This window comes from Azoarcus sp. L1K30, assembly GCF_018122735.1.
Classification (GTDB): domain Bacteria; phylum Pseudomonadota; class Gammaproteobacteria; order Burkholderiales; family Rhodocyclaceae; genus Parazoarcus.
In genome coordinates, this window is sequence record NZ_JAGRRD010000001.1 from 4,297,884 (window position 1) to 4,313,995 (window position 16,112).

Below are 16,112 nucleotides of genomic sequence, written 5' to 3' on the forward strand. Positions count from 1 at the left end.
CCTTAGTTCATGTTGCTGTTGGGGTAGAGCCTGCGGGCATCGGGTGCCCGTTGTCCGCCTGCGCCGCCCGTGACGATGCGGTCTTCACTGATTGCCTTGCCTGCCCGGTAGAACGCCCGAATGATCTCCGGGTGATTTCCGAGCCCAGACTCGTTGAGCAGGGCCTTGAGCTCAGGCGACCCGAACGTGTCGAGCGCCTTCTTTGCGGTGGCCAGGTTCGATTCGAGCGCCTCGCCGCCGAACTCGGAGTCAGCGCGCGCCTGGTCGGCCCATTCGGTCCGAGCTTTGGCGATCATCTCCTGCTGCTGAGTATTGGCCGCCGCTGTGCGCTTGGCTGCCAGATCGGCCAGCTTCTGCGCTTGCGCTTGGGTGAGTCCGAGGTCCTTTGCCGTTGCCTTGATATCGCCGGCCAGTTCCTGATCAATGGCGCCGCCGTCCTCGAACGTGAAATCGGCATACTGATCGGGCACCGGGTCGACGACAGGCGCGGCCTCCACCGCCTGCTGTGCAACCTGCTGCTGTTCAACCACCGGCGCCGCAACTGCTGCGGTTTGAGTGGCTTCGGTCGATGCGGCTGCGCCTTCAGTGGGCGTTGCGGTCGCGTCCGTCATCATCGTTTCCTGCGTCATTCGCTTGCTCCTTGAGCATCACTGCGTACTGTTCTGGCGCGTGGCTGTGGATCTTTGCGAGCAGCACCAGCCCGACATTGCGCTGACCCTCTCGGAAGAACGTCTCGCTGTTGCCTGTGAAGCTGCTGCGAAACACTCCGGCCAGATCCAGCTGCCGCGCCACGATCCTGCGGCCCCGCTTGTCACCCATCAGCCACTTGATGTCGTCAGCCTCTTGCTCTGCGCAGATGCGCGCGCGCTCGTCCTGCTTGAGCTTTGCGCGCTCTTGTCCTTTGAGGTCGAGGGGGTCGAATTGGGGCATGGGCGAAAGTTATCGCGGCTCTGAAAAACCACGCGCACCCAAGCAAAAAGGCCCGCTCATCGGCGGGCCTTCGTTCAAGGTACGTGCACGAGGGGATTAGATTAGCCGCGCCAGAGCAGCCGCTACCGGAGCAGCCATGATCGTAGTCATGTCGTCGGACGGGTGAATACCGTCGATCGTGCCCGCCGCGCTCCAAAGCGACGGATCGGATGCGCTTTCGGCAACTGACGCAACGTCGATCGGTAGCCAGTACGGTCCAACTCGCCCCATCATCTCGGCATTGAACGCGCGGCGGAACTCGGTTGCTGTCGCGTCATAGGTGCTCGTGGTGTTCGCAGAGGTGTTCGTGCGAGGAGTGACAGACACAGGGCAAAAAACGATCCCACGGGCTGCGCAGATGCGCGCAATTTCATACGCCATTACCCTCGCGGAACCGACGACAGATGCACTCGGGGCCGAGTCATTCGGGCTGCCGATGTTGTATGCAAGCGCGGTCGGGTTGTTGATGTACAGCCCGTCCGCGTCCTTCGCGAGCAGATAATCTCGCGCACGCTGATAAACCTCGGCTGTCGTCGCACCACCCCATCCGTAATTTCGTATCTCAATCGGCCGCAATTGCGTGCTCATACCGAAAGCCGCGCGGTGGAAATGCGTCAAGTATTTTCGAGTTGTGAGGGCAGCGCCTTCGGCGATTGAATCTCCGAAGACGGCGACGCTCAGACACGGAACGGAATATAGAAACTCGATATCGATAATTGGCGTGACGGTAAGAAATGATGTTCCGGTCATTCCAGGCCCGTTCGTCAAGTAGTTCTGACCGGGGTATCTCCGCGAGATCTCCTTTCGTCCGCCGAGCAGCGCATCTGCACTATCCCAGTACGCATCCGCGCTGCGACCTCCATGCGGGAGCGCATTCTGAAAGTGTCGAACCTGAACGACTGGAAGTCCGCCCGGCACATCGACGCGAGGTACAGACTCAAGCGGCAGCCAGTCGCTGACAGCATAAGACGGGCGGGCAGCAGACGCGGCGACCGGCACCGTCACGCCCGCAGATCCGCCAAACGACATCGCAGTGAGCGTTCCGCTCGGAGCATTGTTTGCCCCATCGACAAGCGTGTTGTGTGCGGCCGCGGTCATCCCGATCGTTACCGATGGAGACGCTACGTCAATACAGGCAACGCGAGCACGCACGGCATGAAACGGTGCCTCGGCTGTGCGAGTGATCAAATACGTGCAATTCGCCGTTGGCATTGCGACGATCTTCCCCCCAGCAGAGGAAGCGCCGGCCGCGCTACGCGGCTTCGTCGTGACGATCCTCGGATCTTCGGAGCCTGCCGAAAATTCAATCCCCCCGGTGCCCTGATTGAATTTCGTCGTCAGCACGCCGCGTTCCGTGCCGTCCTTCATCTTGTGCCCGACCACCTCGCCAGTATCTTCATCAACGATCCAGGCGACGGTGCCGTCGATAACCTTGTTTCCCATGTCGATTCCCTTTACGAGTTGTATCCGCTGAACATCTGCATCACGTTCGTGAGCGCGTTGTCGCCGCTGGTGTCGGCCGCTGCGAGGTTCTTGGCCGTCTGCGCGCCCTGAGCCATCTGCTCCGCATGTGCTGCCTGCTGTTGGGCTTGGGCTCGTTGCTGCCGGATCATGGCCACCTGGTCATCGGCGACGATCAGGCGCGGATCAACGCCGAGCATGTCCGCATAAATCTCGGCCCACTCGTCGGAGTCGAATCGATCGAGCACGTCGGGCTTCATTTGGGCGATCGCGCCGAGGTTGCCGACATACCGATCAACGGAGTTGGTGCCGACTGCACGCTGCGCTTGGGCGAGCATCGATACGAACTCCACATTGAGGTTCATACCCTGCAGTTCCTGCGGAGGATGGGGGAGCACGCCAGCCTTGATCATCCGCGCGAACGTGGATTCGATGAACGGATCGAGCAGTTCGTTGTGCAGCCGCTCGAGCACAGGTCCGAGCATGAGCAGCTTTTCTTCGTGACGCTCAGCGACCTCTGTCGCAGTCATGCGGCCGTTGTCACCGTTGGCGAGCATCAGGAACAAATCTGCGTAGAACGCGGATCGCACTCGCTGGCGGACGTCCTGGATATCTACAAGCAGGTGATTCAGATCGAGCCGCACCTCGAACGTAGAACGTATCCCGCCAGTGGGGGAGGCGAGATCGACGAAGGTCACGCCACCGGGGAGCGTGTCGATCATGCTGTTCTTCAGTTGCGTCGGCATCTGAAGCGGCGGCTTCGTCATGTAGTCGATGGCCTGAGCCTTGCGCAGCTGCTCGTGCTGCAATTGGCGAATGTCACCCAGCGCTTCCATGCCCGGGCTGTTCCCGTAGATGTCGCCGCCGGATGCCGACCAGCGCGGGCACAGCGCGGGAAAACTCTCGAAGCCTGATTCCCGCAGGTAGCGTCCAGCGTCGCAGTCTTCCTCGAAATAGACTGACTTCCACGGCATGTTGAGTGCATCACGCTTTTTCGGGTCCAGGTCGCGCCGCGGCTCGATCGCATGGATCACACGCACCCACGCGTCGAGATTCCCGTGGTCGTACAGCTGTCGCACCCTGTGGCTGACCTTCTCGCGGCCGAACTGTCCAATCAGCTGCGCGACGGACATGTCGAGCTCGCGATACAGAGTCACAACCTGGCCGAGATGGTCTGTCGAAATCGCGAACTCACCGGCTGTCAGGCTGTGGTGATGCAGGACGGTCTTGTAGTTGTCTTCAAGGATCGTGCTCGCCGTGCCATACGCGCCAAGCTCCTCGTAGATCGAGTGCAGGGCGCGGTAGGTGTTCGAGCGAGAGAACACGTTCAGCATGAGCCGGGTGACGTCGTGCAGCCATACCTTGACCGGCTCGTATCGCATCATCTCTTGGTCTGCAGTGGCCAGCCTGAACCAGGGTCTCGCCGGGCTGGTCATGCCCGCCATCATGCCGGCGGCCAGCACCCGTAAGGACTGGGTGCCTGTCGAGTCATAGATCGCGTTGTGTCGGCGCTCCCCGCGGTTGCGGTCGGACGCGAGAAAGCGCCCGGTGCGAGGCAGGATGTTGTCGCTGATGTCCCGCCAGTGCGTGATCCACGACGAACGCTCGTTCTTCAGCGCGCCCCATCTGGCGAGGATCTTGTCGTGCGGGATCGGTGCCATTGATTACGCCCCGAGCAAGGTGTTCTTGCCGAGAGAAAGCTGATCCATGGAGATGCCAGACGGACCGGTGAGCATCGTGCCGGATCCGCCGCCTTCGGCCTGCCGTCGGTTTCCGGTGAGCATGTCGCCGACGTTCGGCTGCTTCTGGTTCAGCTTGTTGAACGACCGCTCCGCAGCGAGCTGCTGTGCCTGCTGCGCCTGCTGTGCCTGCAGGGTGGCGGCCTGCTGGGCGGCAAGCTGCTGCTCGGCGAGGGTGCGCTGCGCGTCGAACTGCTGCTGCTGAGCCGCGTATTGCTGCTGTTGCAGCGCGAGCTGCTTCTGCGCCTGTTCTTCCTGCGCGGCCATGGCGGCCTGTTGCTGGGCGAGCTCTTGTGCCTGGGCTTCCTTCTGCGCCGCAAGCTGTGACTTCTGAGCCTTCTCCTGAGCCTTTGCTTGCTTGTTGGCCGCTGCGATGGATGCCGCGCCGGTCAAGGCCCCGACAGCAACAGTAGCGCTTACCGGATCACACATTTTCTTTCCCCATCCAGAAGTTCAGAAACTCGTCATCTGTTCGCTCCACCTCAAATCCGAGCCACTCGAGCCATCGGATGGCGATTGCATTCTCGCGATGGACTCGGTTGTAGAGCGTGCGGAAGTCGTTGCGCATGCGATCGACGACGATGGTGCAGCGCTTGACGAACGGGCGCTTGATCCTTGATATGCCGTCCGTACTGACCATCCACGGGATTCCGACTCCCTTGACTGCCGAGTCGCATACCCCGAACAGCAGTGATGGAACCTCGTCGATCCTGGCCGAGCAGCACCACCGCGACATCAGCACGGATTCCATGACCGTCTGTACAGGAGATACGTCGGGACGGGAAAGAGAAAGCTCGAGGCGATCAGCTTCACGCAAGTGCGTGGAGACGAACTCGATATCGTGTTCAGTGGCGGTGTATATCTCGGCGATCATGGCGCTGTTTTACCGCTCGACTCCAAAACCACGCGCACTATGCGTAGGGGTCGTGCTCCTGACGTCGGCCATGCTTTGCGCGAAGCGCGTCGATCGGATCCTTTTTCCTGACTGGGTATGCAAAGGACAGCACGAGCGCGTCAGCCCGGTTCGGCGACGGTAGGCCGCGGGCCTTCATGTCCTTCTTGCTCTCGATCTGGATGGCGCCGTCGATCCGCGGCACAAGTTCCGGAGCCTGCAGTTCATCTCTCAGCTGTGGGTCTTCCGGAATGGCTCCACCGGCCTTTAGCCAGTCACGCGCGGCTTTCCACATCTCGGCGCGCTTGTTCAGGCACCCAATGTCACCTGATGCTGAGGAGAACCACACCAGGACCCAATCTCTCCCCAGGCCCTGGCCGGCAGAGACGATTCCGGTACCGAATCCGGCGTCAACGAATACCGCATCGGCCTGCTCCTCATCCTCGAACTGTGCAAGCTTCTGAGCAACGATCAGGTCGTTGTCGTTCTTCGGCATGGTGTGCAGGATGCGGAACGACAGCCCCTGCCTGAGTCCGATCACGAGTTCGTCATTTCCTTCCCATGCAGGATCGCAGGTAAGAATCTTCGGTGCGAAGTTGTACTGCTCGGGGCGAAGGTGTTTTCCGTATGCTGCGGTGACGTCTGCTTCGCCGATGTACTGACGCGCAGACATCGACGGGAACATCCCTCTCACGCGGACCTTGAAGAAATCGGATTCCTCTCCGTAGTCGGCCGCCCACTTGGCGATCTGTTCCTTGTTCGTGCCTTCAACGGTGCGGCTGTCGATCTGGCGCGCAATCCACCGATGCTTGAAGCGTCTGAAGCACTCGCGGAACCTTCCGGTGTTGCGCGTCGGGTTACCGAATGCAATCCAAATGATCTCTGTTCCCTCGTCGGTCAGCGCGCCTTCTGCGACCTCCCACACCTTGTCGCTGATGGACGATGCCTCGTCGAAGATCAGCACGATGCGCTTACCTTCGTTGTGCAGGCCTGCGAACGCTTCGGTGTTGTGCTCGGACCACGGGACCAGGTCAGCGCGCCACGTCTTCGTGTGTGCCTTGTCCCTGGACGAGATTGACGTCGATTGCACGTCGAACCAATGCGACGTGATCGACAGTCGCTGCCACTTGCCGACCTCTGGAGCGGTCTTCGTCCGAAGCTGTGTATCGGTGTTGGCGGTGATCACGACCTTCGTGTCTTCACAGGTCGAAAGCGCCCAGTTCACCACCATGCCGATGCCGGCTGACTTTCCGATGCCGTGTCCGGATGCGCGGGCGATCATCAGCGGCTGATGGCGCGTCTCTGGGTTCTGCAGGTGATCACGGATCTCGGCGAGCATTTCGCGCTGCCAAGCGCGGGGGCCAAGGTGCTTCTCCAGCTCACCGACGCCCCAGTCATAGGCCATGCGTGCCCACGACAGTGGATCATGCGAGCACTCTGCCGCCATGTCGATCAGTTCGTCCTCGACATCGATCACTCTGCACGCTTCCTGGCACGTGCGAGGCGCTCAGCAAGACGACCGGTAACGTTCAGGTCAAGCTTGTCGTTGAACAATCCGAGGTGGCGCATTGCATTGGTCAGAGCTTGTCCCTTGTCGGCGATCTTGTATTTCTTCAGATATCCGACGAACTTCCTGTCGTCTCCTAACCCCTCGTACTGCTCGAGCACTTCAAGTCCTGCTACCGCAGCGGCAGTGTCATCGTCAAGCTCAGTGATGTCTTTCGGAGAGCCGTCATCTCGGTACAGTTTCCGAGGGTCGAAAAATGCAACTCTGGCGAGTTCGCGTAAAACCCTATCCTGAGTTATCTCGGTTCTTCTCTCGCGGTCCTTCATGCGCTCTGCGATTGCCGCCGCTACCTTGGGGTTCTTTAACATTTTCGAGGCCTGCACCATCGCGGACTTTTCGCTGTATCCGGCACGAATTGCAGCCTGCGTTCCGTTCAAATCCTTCAGGTACTCATCAACAAACCGAGACAGTTTCTTTGTCCAACCAGTCCCGCTCATGCCTCTTTCTCCATTTCACCCGATGATGCCCTGAATGCCTCTGCAACGACCTGCTCAAGCCACTTGCTCCCGCCCCGTCTAAGGATCTTCGCCCGGGTCGGAAGCGACACCTCGATTTCCAGTTTCACGTACCGTTTCTCACCGCACACCCGTCCCCGGCGGTTCCCGTTGAGGATGTCTCGAACACACGACTTGCTCACTCGATACCGCGCGGCGAGCATCGAATAGCTCATTCTCGGAGCATTATCCGGGCCTCTGTCCTCGACCATCTGATCGATCTCGGCTTCGGTGAGCAATGCACGCGGATGCGCCTCTCCGACGCGGTACCCCTTCATCGACTACCCTCGAGCGTGAGAAGCACGCCGCGAGCGCGCGAACCGCGATCGTCTGCCGCCGGGGAGTTCGACCAGGTTCGCGCAGCCGTGACACGCTTCCAGTTTCCACGTTCTGCGTACCACGACAGCGCATCGCGCAGCTCGGCAATCTGAGCGTCGCGCCGATTGATCTCGTCGGCTACAGCAGCAAGTGCTGGGTGCTGCATTCGATCATTCCCCGTCGAACAAGCCGTGCTGCGCCGTAGCGCGAACATAAGGCCTGATCTTCACTTCCACGCGCCCGTTCCCATCCGGCTCCATGCGCTCGCTGGTGATCCGGTGAACCCAGTCGTCGTTCTCGAACGCCACCCCCTTGAGGGCATCGAAAATCACCTTGTTCGCATTGTCGAGGTCAATGCATTGAACGGTGTCATCCCACCCCATAGGGTCACGCCTGGCGCGCTTTTCCCAGTCCTTCGGACGTTTCGGGAACAGCATGATCTCGACGTCCACGCGCCCTTCGAATGGCTTTCGCACGCCGGCCGCCTTCGCGAGCCAGGCGACCTCCTGCTTGTAGGCCTTTGCCTCGGTGCTCACCACCGTCACCGGCGCCTTGAAGCCCTTCGGCATGTAGGTGCGCCAGTACCTGTTCGCGCTGATCGGATAGGGAAGGACAAGCGAAATCGATTTAAACGCTTTCTGAGCCGTTTTTTCTTCAAACCCTTCCTCAGGTATTCCGATGCGTTCGATATCGGCGTGAATGTTGGTCCTGTCTCCTGCAAACGCATTTCTCAACGCTTCCGATCGTTCCATTTCGCCTTTACCTCCCGTTTTGTTTCCTCGACCGCCGCGGGTCCGTATTGCGTCGTCCAGCGCGCGACCCACGCGTTTCGAACTTCTTTCCTCGGCTCGACGAGCAGATACCTCACCCGACAGCAGCTCGAGGAAAAGTCGTATCGGTGCCCACGTTCTGCGCAAGGTCTGCATGTCATGCTGCCGATCGATGCCGCCTGACGGCTTCAGCTGCCCGCGGAGAACTGATCGTTCCGTCCGCGATGTGTCCGGCCAGGATCTCGACGAATGCGCAGTTTCCTTCCTCGGCAAGTTCAACGATGTTTCGCTCCCAGGCAGAGCCGGCGACCGCCATCCGAGTCGGCTGCTTCCTGGCCCACGCAAGCCCGTCGGTTGGCTGAGCCGCGATCCTCTTCGCTGTCCGAGCGAGCTGCTCGGCACGCGCTTTGGCGACCTCTCTCGGGACTCGCGGCGGGGGCAAAGCCGTGCGTTGCTCTGCCTGCTGCTGCCGGCACAGGGCGACGAACTCGGGCAGCGTCGGCGGGTGCAGCGGTAGCGCGTCGAGCACGCGCCGAATGCGCTCAGGCTGGTCTTCGAACCCCGAAAGCTTCTCTCCCCACTGCCGCATCGCGTTCTCGATTCCGGCATCAGTCCCGTCTGGCAGCGCCTGCCCGCTGCGCCACATGTCGAGGAACCGAGAGCCATAGCTGCCCTGCAGCTCAGCGAAGATTTTTTGCACCCAGCGCCTGTGAAGCGGCTGGCGTAACGTCGATGATGGTGCTTCCGTTGCTTCCATGGTTCGCCTCGATTTCTGATCCGAAAATTGACCGCGCCGCAGCCAGTCGGCCGGCGTCTCGTGCGCTCATTCGGGGGGATCCTCTGGCGCCTGGCGGGCCGCTGATCGGCTGCGGGTCTTCGAGGAGGCCTGGGGCGAGATACTTCAGCCCGGTACGCTGTCCGGAACGGCTCTCGAGCTTGGATCGAGCGAACTCGACGATCTCCTCGTCGGATCGCTTTTCGAGGATCTGCGACCAGTTCGCGTCGGTCAGATGGTGCGGGGCTGCGTCCGACACACCGGCTTGTCGGAGCAATCGGCAGACAAGGCCCTTTCGCGTGGCATCGGGTGCCGGCAGCGCAGCAGGCGGTGCTTCCTCGCGCAACCCCTCTCCATGGTTAGCTACTACGCTACTGGTGGGTGGTTTACTCCTCTCCTGTCGACTCGACTCGACTCGACTCGACTCCGGGGGTGAACACTCGTCGAACGTTCGGCTAGTGTTCGTCGAGTGTTCGTCGAACGTTCGACGAGTGTTCGTCGAATTTTTACGAGCCGTCATTGATTCTTTTGACTTTTCCGAACGACGCTTTGCTGCACCGGCAGGGATGGTCCCGTCTGGAGTCGGGTACTTGAACGTGGGTTGGTCTATCTTCTGGTGGTGCCATCCGGTCACTTGCCAGTAGCGCTCACCGTCGATTTCGTACTCAAGAACAAGCCCCTGTGAGATGCATTCGTCGATCAATCGTCGAATGTCTGCAGCGATCAAGTCGTCCGAAGGAAACACCTCTGCCTTGAGCGTTTTCTCCTTGGCGGGGTGAATCCCGGCGTCGTCGCAGAAGTTCCACAGGCCGACAAACAGCAGCCTGGCATCCCTGGATAGTTCCATCACCTGCTCGGCCGTCCAAAACTCCGGTTTTATGCTTCTGATCCTGGCCATTACGCTGCCTCCAACCCGGACAGCAAATCGTCCTTTCCGCCAGCCTTCGCAGCCGGCGAGATCCACAGAACCTCTGTTCGGATCGATGTCCCACGTCCGGCCGAGATACGTGCCACCGTACTAACCCGATGCCAACCATCGAGCGCCTGGTCATACATTTCGTTCGGGTAGCCAGAGATCACCACCATCCCCCGCAGGGAAACCACTGCCTTGAGCAGCTCGAGGTGATCTGCATCGGTCATTTCGTGGCGGTAGTAGCCGTTTTTACCGTGCTCGAGCACTCGTGTCTCAAACAGGTATGGCGGGTCGATGTAGTGCAGCGTTTCAGGGGCGTCGTGCGCTCGCAGCACCTCGATTGCAGTCCTGTTTTCGATCAGCACGCCGGTAAGGCGCTCTCCAACGGCGCGCAGGTTGTCAGGGAAGCGCGCCCACAGGTGCTGTGCGGTGCCGTACTCGCGAAAGCAGTCGATCCTGAAACCAGTCGTGCCCTTCGTCGCGCCGGCAGACCCGAAGCCCATCTGCGCGCGGACGCAGAGCCGGCGAGCACGTTCAACCGGTTCGGTGCTCGGATCCCATGCCTGCTCGAACTCATCCCGGCTGTATGGCGTCAGCACGCACTGTTCGATCAACGCCTGCCTCGAGGCAGGGTCACGCAGCACGCGAAAGAAGTTCGTCATGTCGCCGTCCAGGTCGTTGTAGACCTCGGCATAGGATCGGGGCTTCTGCAGCAACACTCCGGCCGCGCCTCCGAATGCCTCTGTGTAGAACCGGTGCTCGGGGAAATGCGAGATCACCCATGGCGCGAGGCGGTATTTTCCGCCGTGGTAGCGCACTGCGGGGCCCAATATTGTCATTACGCCCCCACCAGCAAATAGATCAGCGCCGCGCCAACGGCCACAGGAACCCCGAACACGACCACGCCAAGCGCAAGAAACTCCACCAGGTGCGGCGGCTCTCCATCTGGAAGACGATTTTCTGTGCTCATGCCTTTACCCCCTTGATTACGTCGAGCGCCCAGGCAAGCTTTTTCTCTGCCTCTGCTGCTCTGATCTCTGCCGCCTCGGCCCGCCGCTCCGCTTCAGTCTTGAGCACCACCAGCCCGCATCCGACTTGATAGGCAATCCACTGCGGATAAACCGTATTTCCGACGACCCGGCAGAAGTCGCCGATGGAGTCACCGGAAAGCGTGTTCTTGCCGCTCTTGATGCGCGAGAACGTGGCCGGATCTAGACCGAGCGGGATGTAGATCTCCTTGTCATCCAGTCCGGATGCGTCGCAAGCCAGTGAAAATGCGGCGCCGGCGCTCTTCTTCGCCTGGATCATCTCCGCCGGAACAGCAACGCGTGATGCGGTGCGTGATAGGGCCAGTTCGCCCTGTAGTTCATGAGCCGTCATTTCATTTGATCCGCGTTGACGAACGGTCCGAGGTACAAAAAAAAGGAGCGCAAAGCAGCATCACGCAGTTGCCCCGGCTGGTGATGACCTGGATGTCCCGCGCAGGTATGCCCAATCAACGTCGGGCCGGAGATCTTCACAGCGGACTTCCCCGCCGGTCTCCTTCTCGATGGCTGGGCACCGTTCAGCTGGTACGGGCCGCTTACCGTGAGCCCACTGATGAACAAGAACTGGTGGCACACCTATGGCCTTGGCGAGTTTTGCCTGAGGTGTTCCAGACTTGGAGAGATAGTCATGAAGTTTCATGAGAGAGATGTTAGCGCATCGCTAACTAACGTTGCAAGCGCTGCGCTTGGCGACATGTTTAGCGCGACGCTATTTAATAGAGGAATGACAAACGACGAAGTACGCCGGGAAAATCTCGGAATCCTTATCGACCTTGCTGGCGGGGTGGGGAAATTTGCATCCCTGCTTGGCGTCAGCGGCTCCCAGGTGAGTCAGTGGAAGAATGCATCTCCTGACTCAAAGACTGGAAAGCCGAGATCAATGCAGGACGCTACCGCTAGACGGATAGAGACTATTTTCCACAAGCCTCGTGGGTGGATGGATCAACAGCATGGGACTTTGCTCGCCGAAGCGCATGAGACGCTGAACTCTCCATCCGACGACGAGTACGCTTTGATTGCACAGTACACAGCAAAGGGTGCATGCGGCGCAGCTCACCACAATGGTCACGTTGAAGTCAGAGGGGGGCTGGCGTTCAAGCGCGACTGGTTGGCTAGGATGGGGTTACGGCCTCAGGATCTGTCAGTTATCGCAGCGTGCGGGGAGAGCATGTCCCCTACAATTCAGAGCGATGAAGTGCTTCTTGTCGATCATTCTCAGGTGCTCCCCGTCGACGGGAAGGTGTTTGCGCTGGAGCGTGACGACGAGCTCGTCGTAAAGCGTCTGGTGCGGGACTTTTCAGGCAGCTGGATCGTGCGCAGCGACAACCCGGACAAGGCCCGCTATGGAGATTTCCCAGTATCTGATTCCGATCTGCGCATCGTCGGTCGCGTGGTGTGGAGAGGGGGTGGTTTGTGAAAAATCGGACTTACGGTTTATCAAGCATAGCCTTTTCTTTCAGCGTCATTTTAACGGCGACTTTTTCGCCTCCGAGCTTCTCGCAAAGTGCGCAGTCGACACAGTCTGACGAGGCTATGGTCAGGTACGAAAACTGCCTCTTGAAGCGCGTTAGATATGTCGACGACGGTATATCAGACGCGGCAGTTACTGCAAGACTTCTTTTAAGTTCATACGGTTGCGATCTTGAACGCGAGATTGCGGCAAGCAGGTACGCTAATGCGATACCCTCAGAGCAGAGGATCGGTGAGTTTCATAAAATCTACGAGAGAATCGGAGAAGAGGCGTCGATGCGTGTGGTCGATCGATACAGGGAAAACGCCTCTGACGATGATCAGGTTCAGCAGCAACGTGTAGCCAAGGAGCGAGCTGAACGCGATGCAGAATGGGCAATCATTCAGGCACGTTCAAAGATGGAGTTTGATCGAAAGCGAAAAATTGCAAGTGGAGCGGCTATAGCTTACGTAGACTGCGCTCGTAGCACTGCGAAAACTATCGATGACGGATTTTCTGACGCAGCGACGGTAGCTCTTGCAGTGTCTGGTAAGTGTCGTAGTGTCTTCGAAGACTTCGACATGTCGGATTCCATGTCGGAATCGCTGAAAGACAAGCTTAACCCCGCGGTAATTGATGCGGTTCTAGCTTCCAGACGAAAATCAAGAACGCCCTGAACGCCTGTTTTTTATACCTCATCCTAAGCCCGCCCCGAGCGGGCTTTTTTACGTCTATCGCTATCAGCATCGTCCTTTCTGAAAAAATTTAGCGCAGCGCTATTGACGCATCTGTTAGCGCAGCGCTAACATTCATCCATCCCAACCGACAAAGGACGGAATGCGATGAGACTCGGCGACATAAACATGGCAGGCCCCGGAGACCCCGAAACGTGGGGTCCTGTTTTCCACCCGATGGACCCGCGCCAGCCCGACCCCACGTTTGCAGAAGACGCCATCCAGGCGGCGGCCGATGCGCTTTTCGACAAGTACCTCGCGTCATCCGACTGGGTGAGTGAGGCGCAGTCCTGTCTCGAGACCAAGGACTACGCCGCCATCACGCTGGCCTACGTCGAGCGCGACGCCATGAAGCTCTTCCAGGTCACTGACGCTGCAATTCAGCGCGTCCTGAAGCGCTGGGCTCTCGACACTGCTCGAGAAGACTTCGAGCGCATTGGGGAATAGGAGATCGATGCAATGAACAAGCAGGTATGGATCGGGGTAACGGTGTGGATCGCCGGTTTTGTGCTGCTCCAGTGGCACGACAACTATACGGAGCGGCTGATCGCCGAGGCTGACGCTGAGGCAGCCATGGCCATTGCAGACAGCATCGTGGCTCACGGCGTCGAGTGTGGTCCGGTTTCTGTTGCGTCGGAGACGCGCAGATGAACGCCCCTACCAAGCGCGAGCAATTCCTCGCAGATCGGCAGAGTGGTCTGGGCGCATCAGACATCAGCGCCATCCTCGGATACAACTCTTTCCGCTCTCCGGTCGAGGTGTACCTTGAGAAAATCGGTGACCTTCCGGCGGATGAGTCCTCCATGCGCCTGCGATTCGGACAGCACAACGAAGAGTTCGTCGCCAAGGAATACGAACAGGCCACCGGTATGCGTGTTCAGCGCTACAACCCGATGTTGCGCCACCCGGACTATCCGTGCGTTCTCGGCCACGTCGACCGCCTGGTGATCCCGCCCGGTCAAAAGGTTGCCGCACACAAGGGGCTGATAAGAACCGACCGCGGCCTCGAGGCGAAGACCGTTGATCCGTTCGTGTTTCGAACCTCGGGTGAATGGGGAGAGGCCGGTACCGACGAGGTACCAACCTCCTACATGATCCAGTGCGCAACCTACATGTCGCTGACCAACTGCAGCCGGTGGGATCTGGCCGCGCTGATCGGCTCCGGCGCTGCGCCGCTGGCCATCTACCACCTGTCGCGCGATCGCGAGCTCGAGGAAGAGCTCCTGCGCCGAGCTTCCGAGTGGTGGCAGGCGCACGTCGTTGCGCGCGTGGCACCAGATCCGCAGAGCGAGGAGGACGTCGCACTGCTGTTCCCGCAGGCCACCAAGCGCGATCCCGTCGTCGCCACGCCTGAGATCGTCGATCTCGTCGATCTGCTCAAGGGCCTGAAGCAGGAAGAGAAGGAGATCGAGGACAAGATCGCCGAAGCCTCCCGCGACATCAAGGCCTTCATGGGCGCCGCCGGCGAACTGATCCTGCCCGGCACCGAGTTCGACAAGAAGCCCACCAAGCTCGCGACGTGGAACAACCGCAAGGGCCGCACCGGATTCGATCTGGACGCCTTCGTCGGTCACCTGTGCCCGGGCGGCCTTCCCGGAGAACACGCGCTGTTCATCGAAGACGCCAAGCGCACTTTCACCACCCGCGGCGAACCCGGACGCACCTTTTTACTGAAGTGAGGATTCACACCATGAGCAATGTCGCAACCCTTCCAGCTTCCGGATCAGCGATGACCGCGCAGGATGAACACATGATGTCACCGGTTTCCATGCTGAACGATAGCGCGGCGATGGAGCGAATGATCCGCTTCGCCGAGATCATGGCCACCGGCAAGGCCACAATTCCGGCGGAGCTGCGCAACGTGGGTGACTGCCTGGCCATCACCATGCAGGCGATGAACTGGAAAATGAACCCGTTCAGCGTGGCCCAGAAAACCCACTTCATCAGCGGCAAGATCGGCTATGAGGCTCAGCTTGTTGCCGCCGCCGTCAACAACTCCGGCGCGGTGAAGGACAACTTCCACTTCGAGTGGTTTGGTCCGTGGGAAAAGGTCATCGGCAAGTTCGAGATCAAGCGCAGCGACAAGGGCGAATACCGCGTTCCGGGCTGGAAACTGGCCGACGAAGAAGGTATCGGCATCAAGGTATGGGCCACGCTGCGCGGCGAGGACGAGCCTCGCGAATTGATCCTGCTGCTTGCCCAGGCCCGCACCAGGAATAGCACGCTGTGGGCTGATGACCCGCGCCAGCAGCTGGCCTACCTCGCGCAGAAGCGCTGGGCAAGGCTCTACGCACCGGGCGTGATCCTGGGCGTCTATACGCCCGACGAGCTGATGGAGCCCGCAGAGCTCGACATGGGCGCCGCCGAGGTTTTGGACACCCGGCCGGCCAGCAACTCGAAGACCTCGGCCCTGAAGGACAAGCTCGGCGCCGGAAAGAACAATGCGACCGGCCCGGTCCTGGCCGACGTGCTGAGCGCGATCGAGGCCGCCCACGACGGCGCCACGATGGCCGCAGCGAAGGCCATGGGCGCCCAGATGCCGGATGGACCGGACAAGGACAAGGCCGTCGCTGCATACGGCCGCCGCGTCGCAGCGCTCAAGGCTCAGGCCGAGCAGCAGACACACGCAGACCCGCAGACCGGCGAGATTCTGGATTCCACCGCCGGCGAACTCCCGTTTGACGAGCAGGACGACGACCTCCGCAGCGTGGAGCAGGGCGAGACTGGCGTCACGCTCAAGGAAGTGACCGCGGCACTGAACAACGCCACCAGTCTCGATGCGCTTTACCTGGCGGCCGACCTCATCAAGGAAGTGTCCGACGAGAAGCAGCGCGAGCAGCTCGGCGCCATCTACGCGAAGCGCAAGAAGCAGCTCGGCGCCGACTGACAGATCAATGGGGCGAATGCGCAGGCTGATGCGCTCATAACCGCGAAGTAGGCGCGAAACGAAAGCAGCAAATGACCTAGATGCCGAGATCAGCGCC

At 60.1% G+C, this 16,112-nt stretch carries 23 protein-coding genes; 6 read left to right on the forward strand and 17 right to left on the reverse strand.

The features are described from left to right. Positions 1-2: 2 nt before the first annotated feature. The 17 genes from J5J83_RS19780 to J5J83_RS19855 form a co-directional block, all read right to left on the reverse strand. A complete protein-coding gene (locus tag J5J83_RS19780) occupies positions 3-629 on the reverse strand; it encodes a hypothetical protein (protein ID WP_212351643.1) in 627 nt (208 codons plus the stop codon). Continuing rightward, positions 583-930: a hypothetical protein gene (locus J5J83_RS19785; RefSeq protein WP_212351644.1), complete on the reverse strand. Its 348-nt coding sequence runs from the start codon at positions 928-930 to the stop codon at positions 583-585. Before J5J83_RS19785 ends, J5J83_RS19780 begins: the two co-directional genes overlap by 47 nt. 96 nt (positions 931-1,026) lie before the next feature. Then, positions 1,027-2,412: an SGNH/GDSL hydrolase family protein gene (locus J5J83_RS19790; protein WP_212351645.1), complete on the reverse strand. Its 1,386-nt coding sequence runs from the start codon at positions 2,410-2,412 to the stop codon at positions 1,027-1,029. Positions 2,413-2,423: 11 nt separating this feature from the next. After that, positions 2,424-4,091: a portal protein gene (locus tag J5J83_RS19795; RefSeq protein ID WP_212351646.1), complete on the reverse strand. Its 1,668-nt coding sequence runs from the start codon at positions 4,089-4,091 to the stop codon at positions 2,424-2,426. A 3-nt stretch (positions 4,092-4,094) separates the two neighbouring features. Beyond that, positions 4,095-4,601, reverse strand: coding sequence for a hypothetical protein (locus J5J83_RS19800; RefSeq protein WP_212351647.1), 507 nt, complete (start codon positions 4,599-4,601; stop codon positions 4,095-4,097). Continuing rightward, positions 4,594-5,043 carry a hypothetical protein gene (locus J5J83_RS19805; protein WP_212351648.1) on the reverse strand — a complete coding sequence of 150 codons (450 nt, stop codon included), beginning with the start codon at positions 5,041-5,043 and terminating at the stop codon, positions 4,594-4,596. The genes J5J83_RS19800 and J5J83_RS19805 overlap by 8 nt, the downstream gene beginning before the upstream one ends. A 37-nt stretch (positions 5,044-5,080) precedes the next feature. Next, positions 5,081-6,400, reverse strand: a complete 1,320-nt coding sequence (locus J5J83_RS19810) for a terminase (RefSeq protein WP_249115795.1) — start codon at positions 6,398-6,400, stop codon at positions 5,081-5,083. A 134-nt stretch (positions 6,401-6,534) separates the two neighbouring features. Further along, a complete protein-coding gene (locus tag J5J83_RS19815) occupies positions 6,535-7,065 on the reverse strand; it encodes a terminase small subunit (RefSeq protein WP_212351649.1) in 531 nt (176 codons plus the stop codon). After that, the gene (locus J5J83_RS19820) at positions 7,062-7,400 is read right to left on the reverse strand and encodes a hypothetical protein (protein WP_212351650.1); all 339 of its coding nucleotides are present in this window, start codon (positions 7,398-7,400) and stop codon (positions 7,062-7,064) included. Before J5J83_RS19820 ends, J5J83_RS19815 begins: the two co-directional genes overlap by 4 nt. Beyond that, positions 7,397-7,606 carry a hypothetical protein gene (locus J5J83_RS19825; RefSeq protein WP_212351651.1) on the reverse strand — a complete coding sequence of 70 codons (210 nt, stop codon included), beginning with the start codon at positions 7,604-7,606 and terminating at the stop codon, positions 7,397-7,399. The genes J5J83_RS19820 and J5J83_RS19825 overlap by 4 nt, the downstream gene beginning before the upstream one ends. A 4-nt stretch (positions 7,607-7,610) precedes the next feature. Next, positions 7,611-8,192 (reverse strand): RusA family crossover junction endodeoxyribonuclease, encoded by a 582-nt coding sequence (locus J5J83_RS19830; protein ID WP_212351652.1) that lies wholly within the window; start codon positions 8,190-8,192, stop codon positions 7,611-7,613. 175 nt (positions 8,193-8,367) lie between these two features. Beyond that, positions 8,368-8,967, reverse strand: a complete 600-nt coding sequence (locus tag J5J83_RS19835; RefSeq protein ID WP_212351653.1) for a hypothetical protein — start codon at positions 8,965-8,967, stop codon at positions 8,368-8,370. Next, entirely contained in the window at positions 8,891-9,883 is a 993-nt protein-coding gene (locus J5J83_RS19840; protein ID WP_212351654.1) for a hypothetical protein, read from the reverse strand. The genes J5J83_RS19835 and J5J83_RS19840 overlap by 77 nt, the downstream gene beginning before the upstream one ends. Then, complete coding sequence (locus J5J83_RS19845; protein ID WP_212351655.1) at positions 9,883-10,716, reverse strand: DNA adenine methylase; 834 nt, start codon at positions 10,714-10,716, stop codon at positions 9,883-9,885. Before J5J83_RS19845 ends, J5J83_RS19840 begins: the two co-directional genes overlap by 1 nt. Before the next feature lie 20 nt (positions 10,717-10,736). Then, entirely contained in the window at positions 10,737-10,868 is a 132-nt protein-coding gene (locus J5J83_RS23195) for a hypothetical protein (RefSeq protein WP_282959137.1), read from the reverse strand. After that, the gene (locus tag J5J83_RS19850) at positions 10,865-11,278 is read right to left on the reverse strand and encodes a hypothetical protein (RefSeq protein WP_212351656.1); all 414 of its coding nucleotides are present in this window, start codon (positions 11,276-11,278) and stop codon (positions 10,865-10,867) included. Before J5J83_RS19850 ends, J5J83_RS23195 begins: the two co-directional genes overlap by 4 nt. 60 nt (positions 11,279-11,338) lie before the next feature. Continuing rightward, positions 11,339-11,584 carry a helix-turn-helix domain-containing protein gene (locus J5J83_RS19855; RefSeq protein WP_212351657.1) on the reverse strand — a complete coding sequence of 82 codons (246 nt, stop codon included), beginning with the start codon at positions 11,582-11,584 and terminating at the stop codon, positions 11,339-11,341. On the opposite strand from J5J83_RS19855, the gene J5J83_RS19860 reads away from it, so the two are divergent. The 6 genes from J5J83_RS19860 to J5J83_RS23200 all read left to right on the forward strand — a co-directional run bounded on the left by J5J83_RS19860 (position 11,498) and on the right by J5J83_RS23200 (position 16,015). Next, positions 11,498-12,361: a LexA family transcriptional regulator gene (locus J5J83_RS19860; protein ID WP_249115797.1), complete on the forward strand. Its 864-nt coding sequence runs from the start codon at positions 11,498-11,500 to the stop codon at positions 12,359-12,361. The genes J5J83_RS19855 and J5J83_RS19860 overlap by 87 nt on opposite strands. A 116-nt stretch (positions 12,362-12,477) precedes the next feature. Further along, positions 12,478-13,071 carry a hypothetical protein gene (locus tag J5J83_RS19865; protein WP_212351659.1) on the forward strand — a complete coding sequence of 198 codons (594 nt, stop codon included), beginning with the start codon at positions 12,478-12,480 and terminating at the stop codon, positions 13,069-13,071. Between the two features lie 165 nt (positions 13,072-13,236). Continuing rightward, positions 13,237-13,575 (forward strand): hypothetical protein, encoded by a 339-nt coding sequence (locus tag J5J83_RS19870; RefSeq protein WP_212351660.1) that lies wholly within the window; start codon positions 13,237-13,239, stop codon positions 13,573-13,575. Between the two features lie 12 nt (positions 13,576-13,587). Continuing rightward, positions 13,588-13,779 carry a hypothetical protein gene (locus J5J83_RS19875; RefSeq protein ID WP_212351661.1) on the forward strand — a complete coding sequence of 64 codons (192 nt, stop codon included), beginning with the start codon at positions 13,588-13,590 and terminating at the stop codon, positions 13,777-13,779. After that, positions 13,776-14,807, forward strand: coding sequence for a YqaJ viral recombinase family protein (locus J5J83_RS19880; protein ID WP_212351662.1), 1,032 nt, complete (start codon positions 13,776-13,778; stop codon positions 14,805-14,807). Before J5J83_RS19875 ends, J5J83_RS19880 begins: the two co-directional genes overlap by 4 nt. Positions 14,808-14,818: 11 nt before the next feature. Beyond that, positions 14,819-16,015: a RecT family recombinase gene (locus J5J83_RS23200; RefSeq protein WP_212351663.1), complete on the forward strand. Its 1,197-nt coding sequence runs from the start codon at positions 14,819-14,821 to the stop codon at positions 16,013-16,015. Positions 16,016-16,112 lie beyond the last annotated feature (97 nt).

What these genes read in the sequence shown, in the direction of transcription:
- J5J83_RS19785 (WP_212351644.1), bottom strand. Translation starts at nt 930, where the DNA reads ATGCCCCAATTCGACCCCCTCGACCTCAAAGGACAAGAGCGCGCAAAG.
- J5J83_RS23200 (WP_212351663.1), top strand. Translation starts at nt 14,819, where the DNA reads ATGAGCAATGTCGCAACCCTTCCAGCTTCCGGATCAGCGATGACCGCG.
- J5J83_RS19790 (WP_212351645.1), bottom strand. Translation starts at nt 2,412, where the DNA reads ATGGGAAACAAGGTTATCGACGGCACCGTCGCCTGGATCGTTGATGAA.
- J5J83_RS19825 (WP_212351651.1), bottom strand. Translation starts at nt 7,606, where the DNA reads ATGCAGCACCCAGCACTTGCTGCTGTAGCCGACGAGATCAATCGGCGC.
- J5J83_RS19780 (WP_212351643.1), bottom strand. Translation starts at nt 629, where the DNA reads ATGACGCAGGAAACGATGATGACGGACGCGACCGCAACGCCCACTGAA.
- J5J83_RS19830 (WP_212351652.1), bottom strand. Translation starts at nt 8,192, where the DNA reads ATGGAACGATCGGAAGCGTTGAGAAATGCGTTTGCAGGAGACAGGACC.
- J5J83_RS19855 (WP_212351657.1), bottom strand. Translation starts at nt 11,584, where the DNA reads ATGAAACTTCATGACTATCTCTCCAAGTCTGGAACACCTCAGGCAAAA.
- J5J83_RS19800 (WP_212351647.1), bottom strand. Translation starts at nt 4,601, where the DNA reads ATGTGTGATCCGGTAAGCGCTACTGTTGCTGTCGGGGCCTTGACCGGC.
- J5J83_RS19865 (WP_212351659.1), top strand. Translation starts at nt 12,478, where the DNA reads ATGGTCAGGTACGAAAACTGCCTCTTGAAGCGCGTTAGATATGTCGAC.
- J5J83_RS23195 (WP_282959137.1), bottom strand. Translation starts at nt 10,868, where the DNA reads ATGAGCACAGAAAATCGTCTTCCAGATGGAGAGCCGCCGCACCTGGTG.
- J5J83_RS19880 (WP_212351662.1), top strand. Translation starts at nt 13,776, where the DNA reads ATGAACGCCCCTACCAAGCGCGAGCAATTCCTCGCAGATCGGCAGAGT.
- J5J83_RS19815 (WP_212351649.1), bottom strand. Translation starts at nt 7,065, where the DNA reads ATGAGCGGGACTGGTTGGACAAAGAAACTGTCTCGGTTTGTTGATGAG.
- J5J83_RS19870 (WP_212351660.1), top strand. Translation starts at nt 13,237, where the DNA reads ATGAGACTCGGCGACATAAACATGGCAGGCCCCGGAGACCCCGAAACG.
- J5J83_RS19860 (WP_249115797.1), top strand. Translation starts at nt 11,498, where the DNA reads ATGAACAAGAACTGGTGGCACACCTATGGCCTTGGCGAGTTTTGCCTG.
- J5J83_RS19795 (WP_212351646.1), bottom strand. Translation starts at nt 4,091, where the DNA reads ATGGCACCGATCCCGCACGACAAGATCCTCGCCAGATGGGGCGCGCTG.
- J5J83_RS19875 (WP_212351661.1), top strand. Translation starts at nt 13,588, where the DNA reads ATGAACAAGCAGGTATGGATCGGGGTAACGGTGTGGATCGCCGGTTTT.
- J5J83_RS19810 (WP_249115795.1), bottom strand. Translation starts at nt 6,400, where the DNA reads ATGCTCGCCGAGATCCGTGATCACCTGCAGAACCCAGAGACGCGCCAT.
- J5J83_RS19835 (WP_212351653.1), bottom strand. Translation starts at nt 8,967, where the DNA reads ATGGAAGCAACGGAAGCACCATCATCGACGTTACGCCAGCCGCTTCAC.
- J5J83_RS19850 (WP_212351656.1), bottom strand. Translation starts at nt 11,278, where the DNA reads ATGACGGCTCATGAACTACAGGGCGAACTGGCCCTATCACGCACCGCA.
- J5J83_RS19840 (WP_212351654.1), bottom strand. Translation starts at nt 9,883, where the DNA reads ATGGCCAGGATCAGAAGCATAAAACCGGAGTTTTGGACGGCCGAGCAG.
- J5J83_RS19820 (WP_212351650.1), bottom strand. Translation starts at nt 7,400, where the DNA reads ATGAAGGGGTACCGCGTCGGAGAGGCGCATCCGCGTGCATTGCTCACC.
- J5J83_RS19805 (WP_212351648.1), bottom strand. Translation starts at nt 5,043, where the DNA reads ATGATCGCCGAGATATACACCGCCACTGAACACGATATCGAGTTCGTC.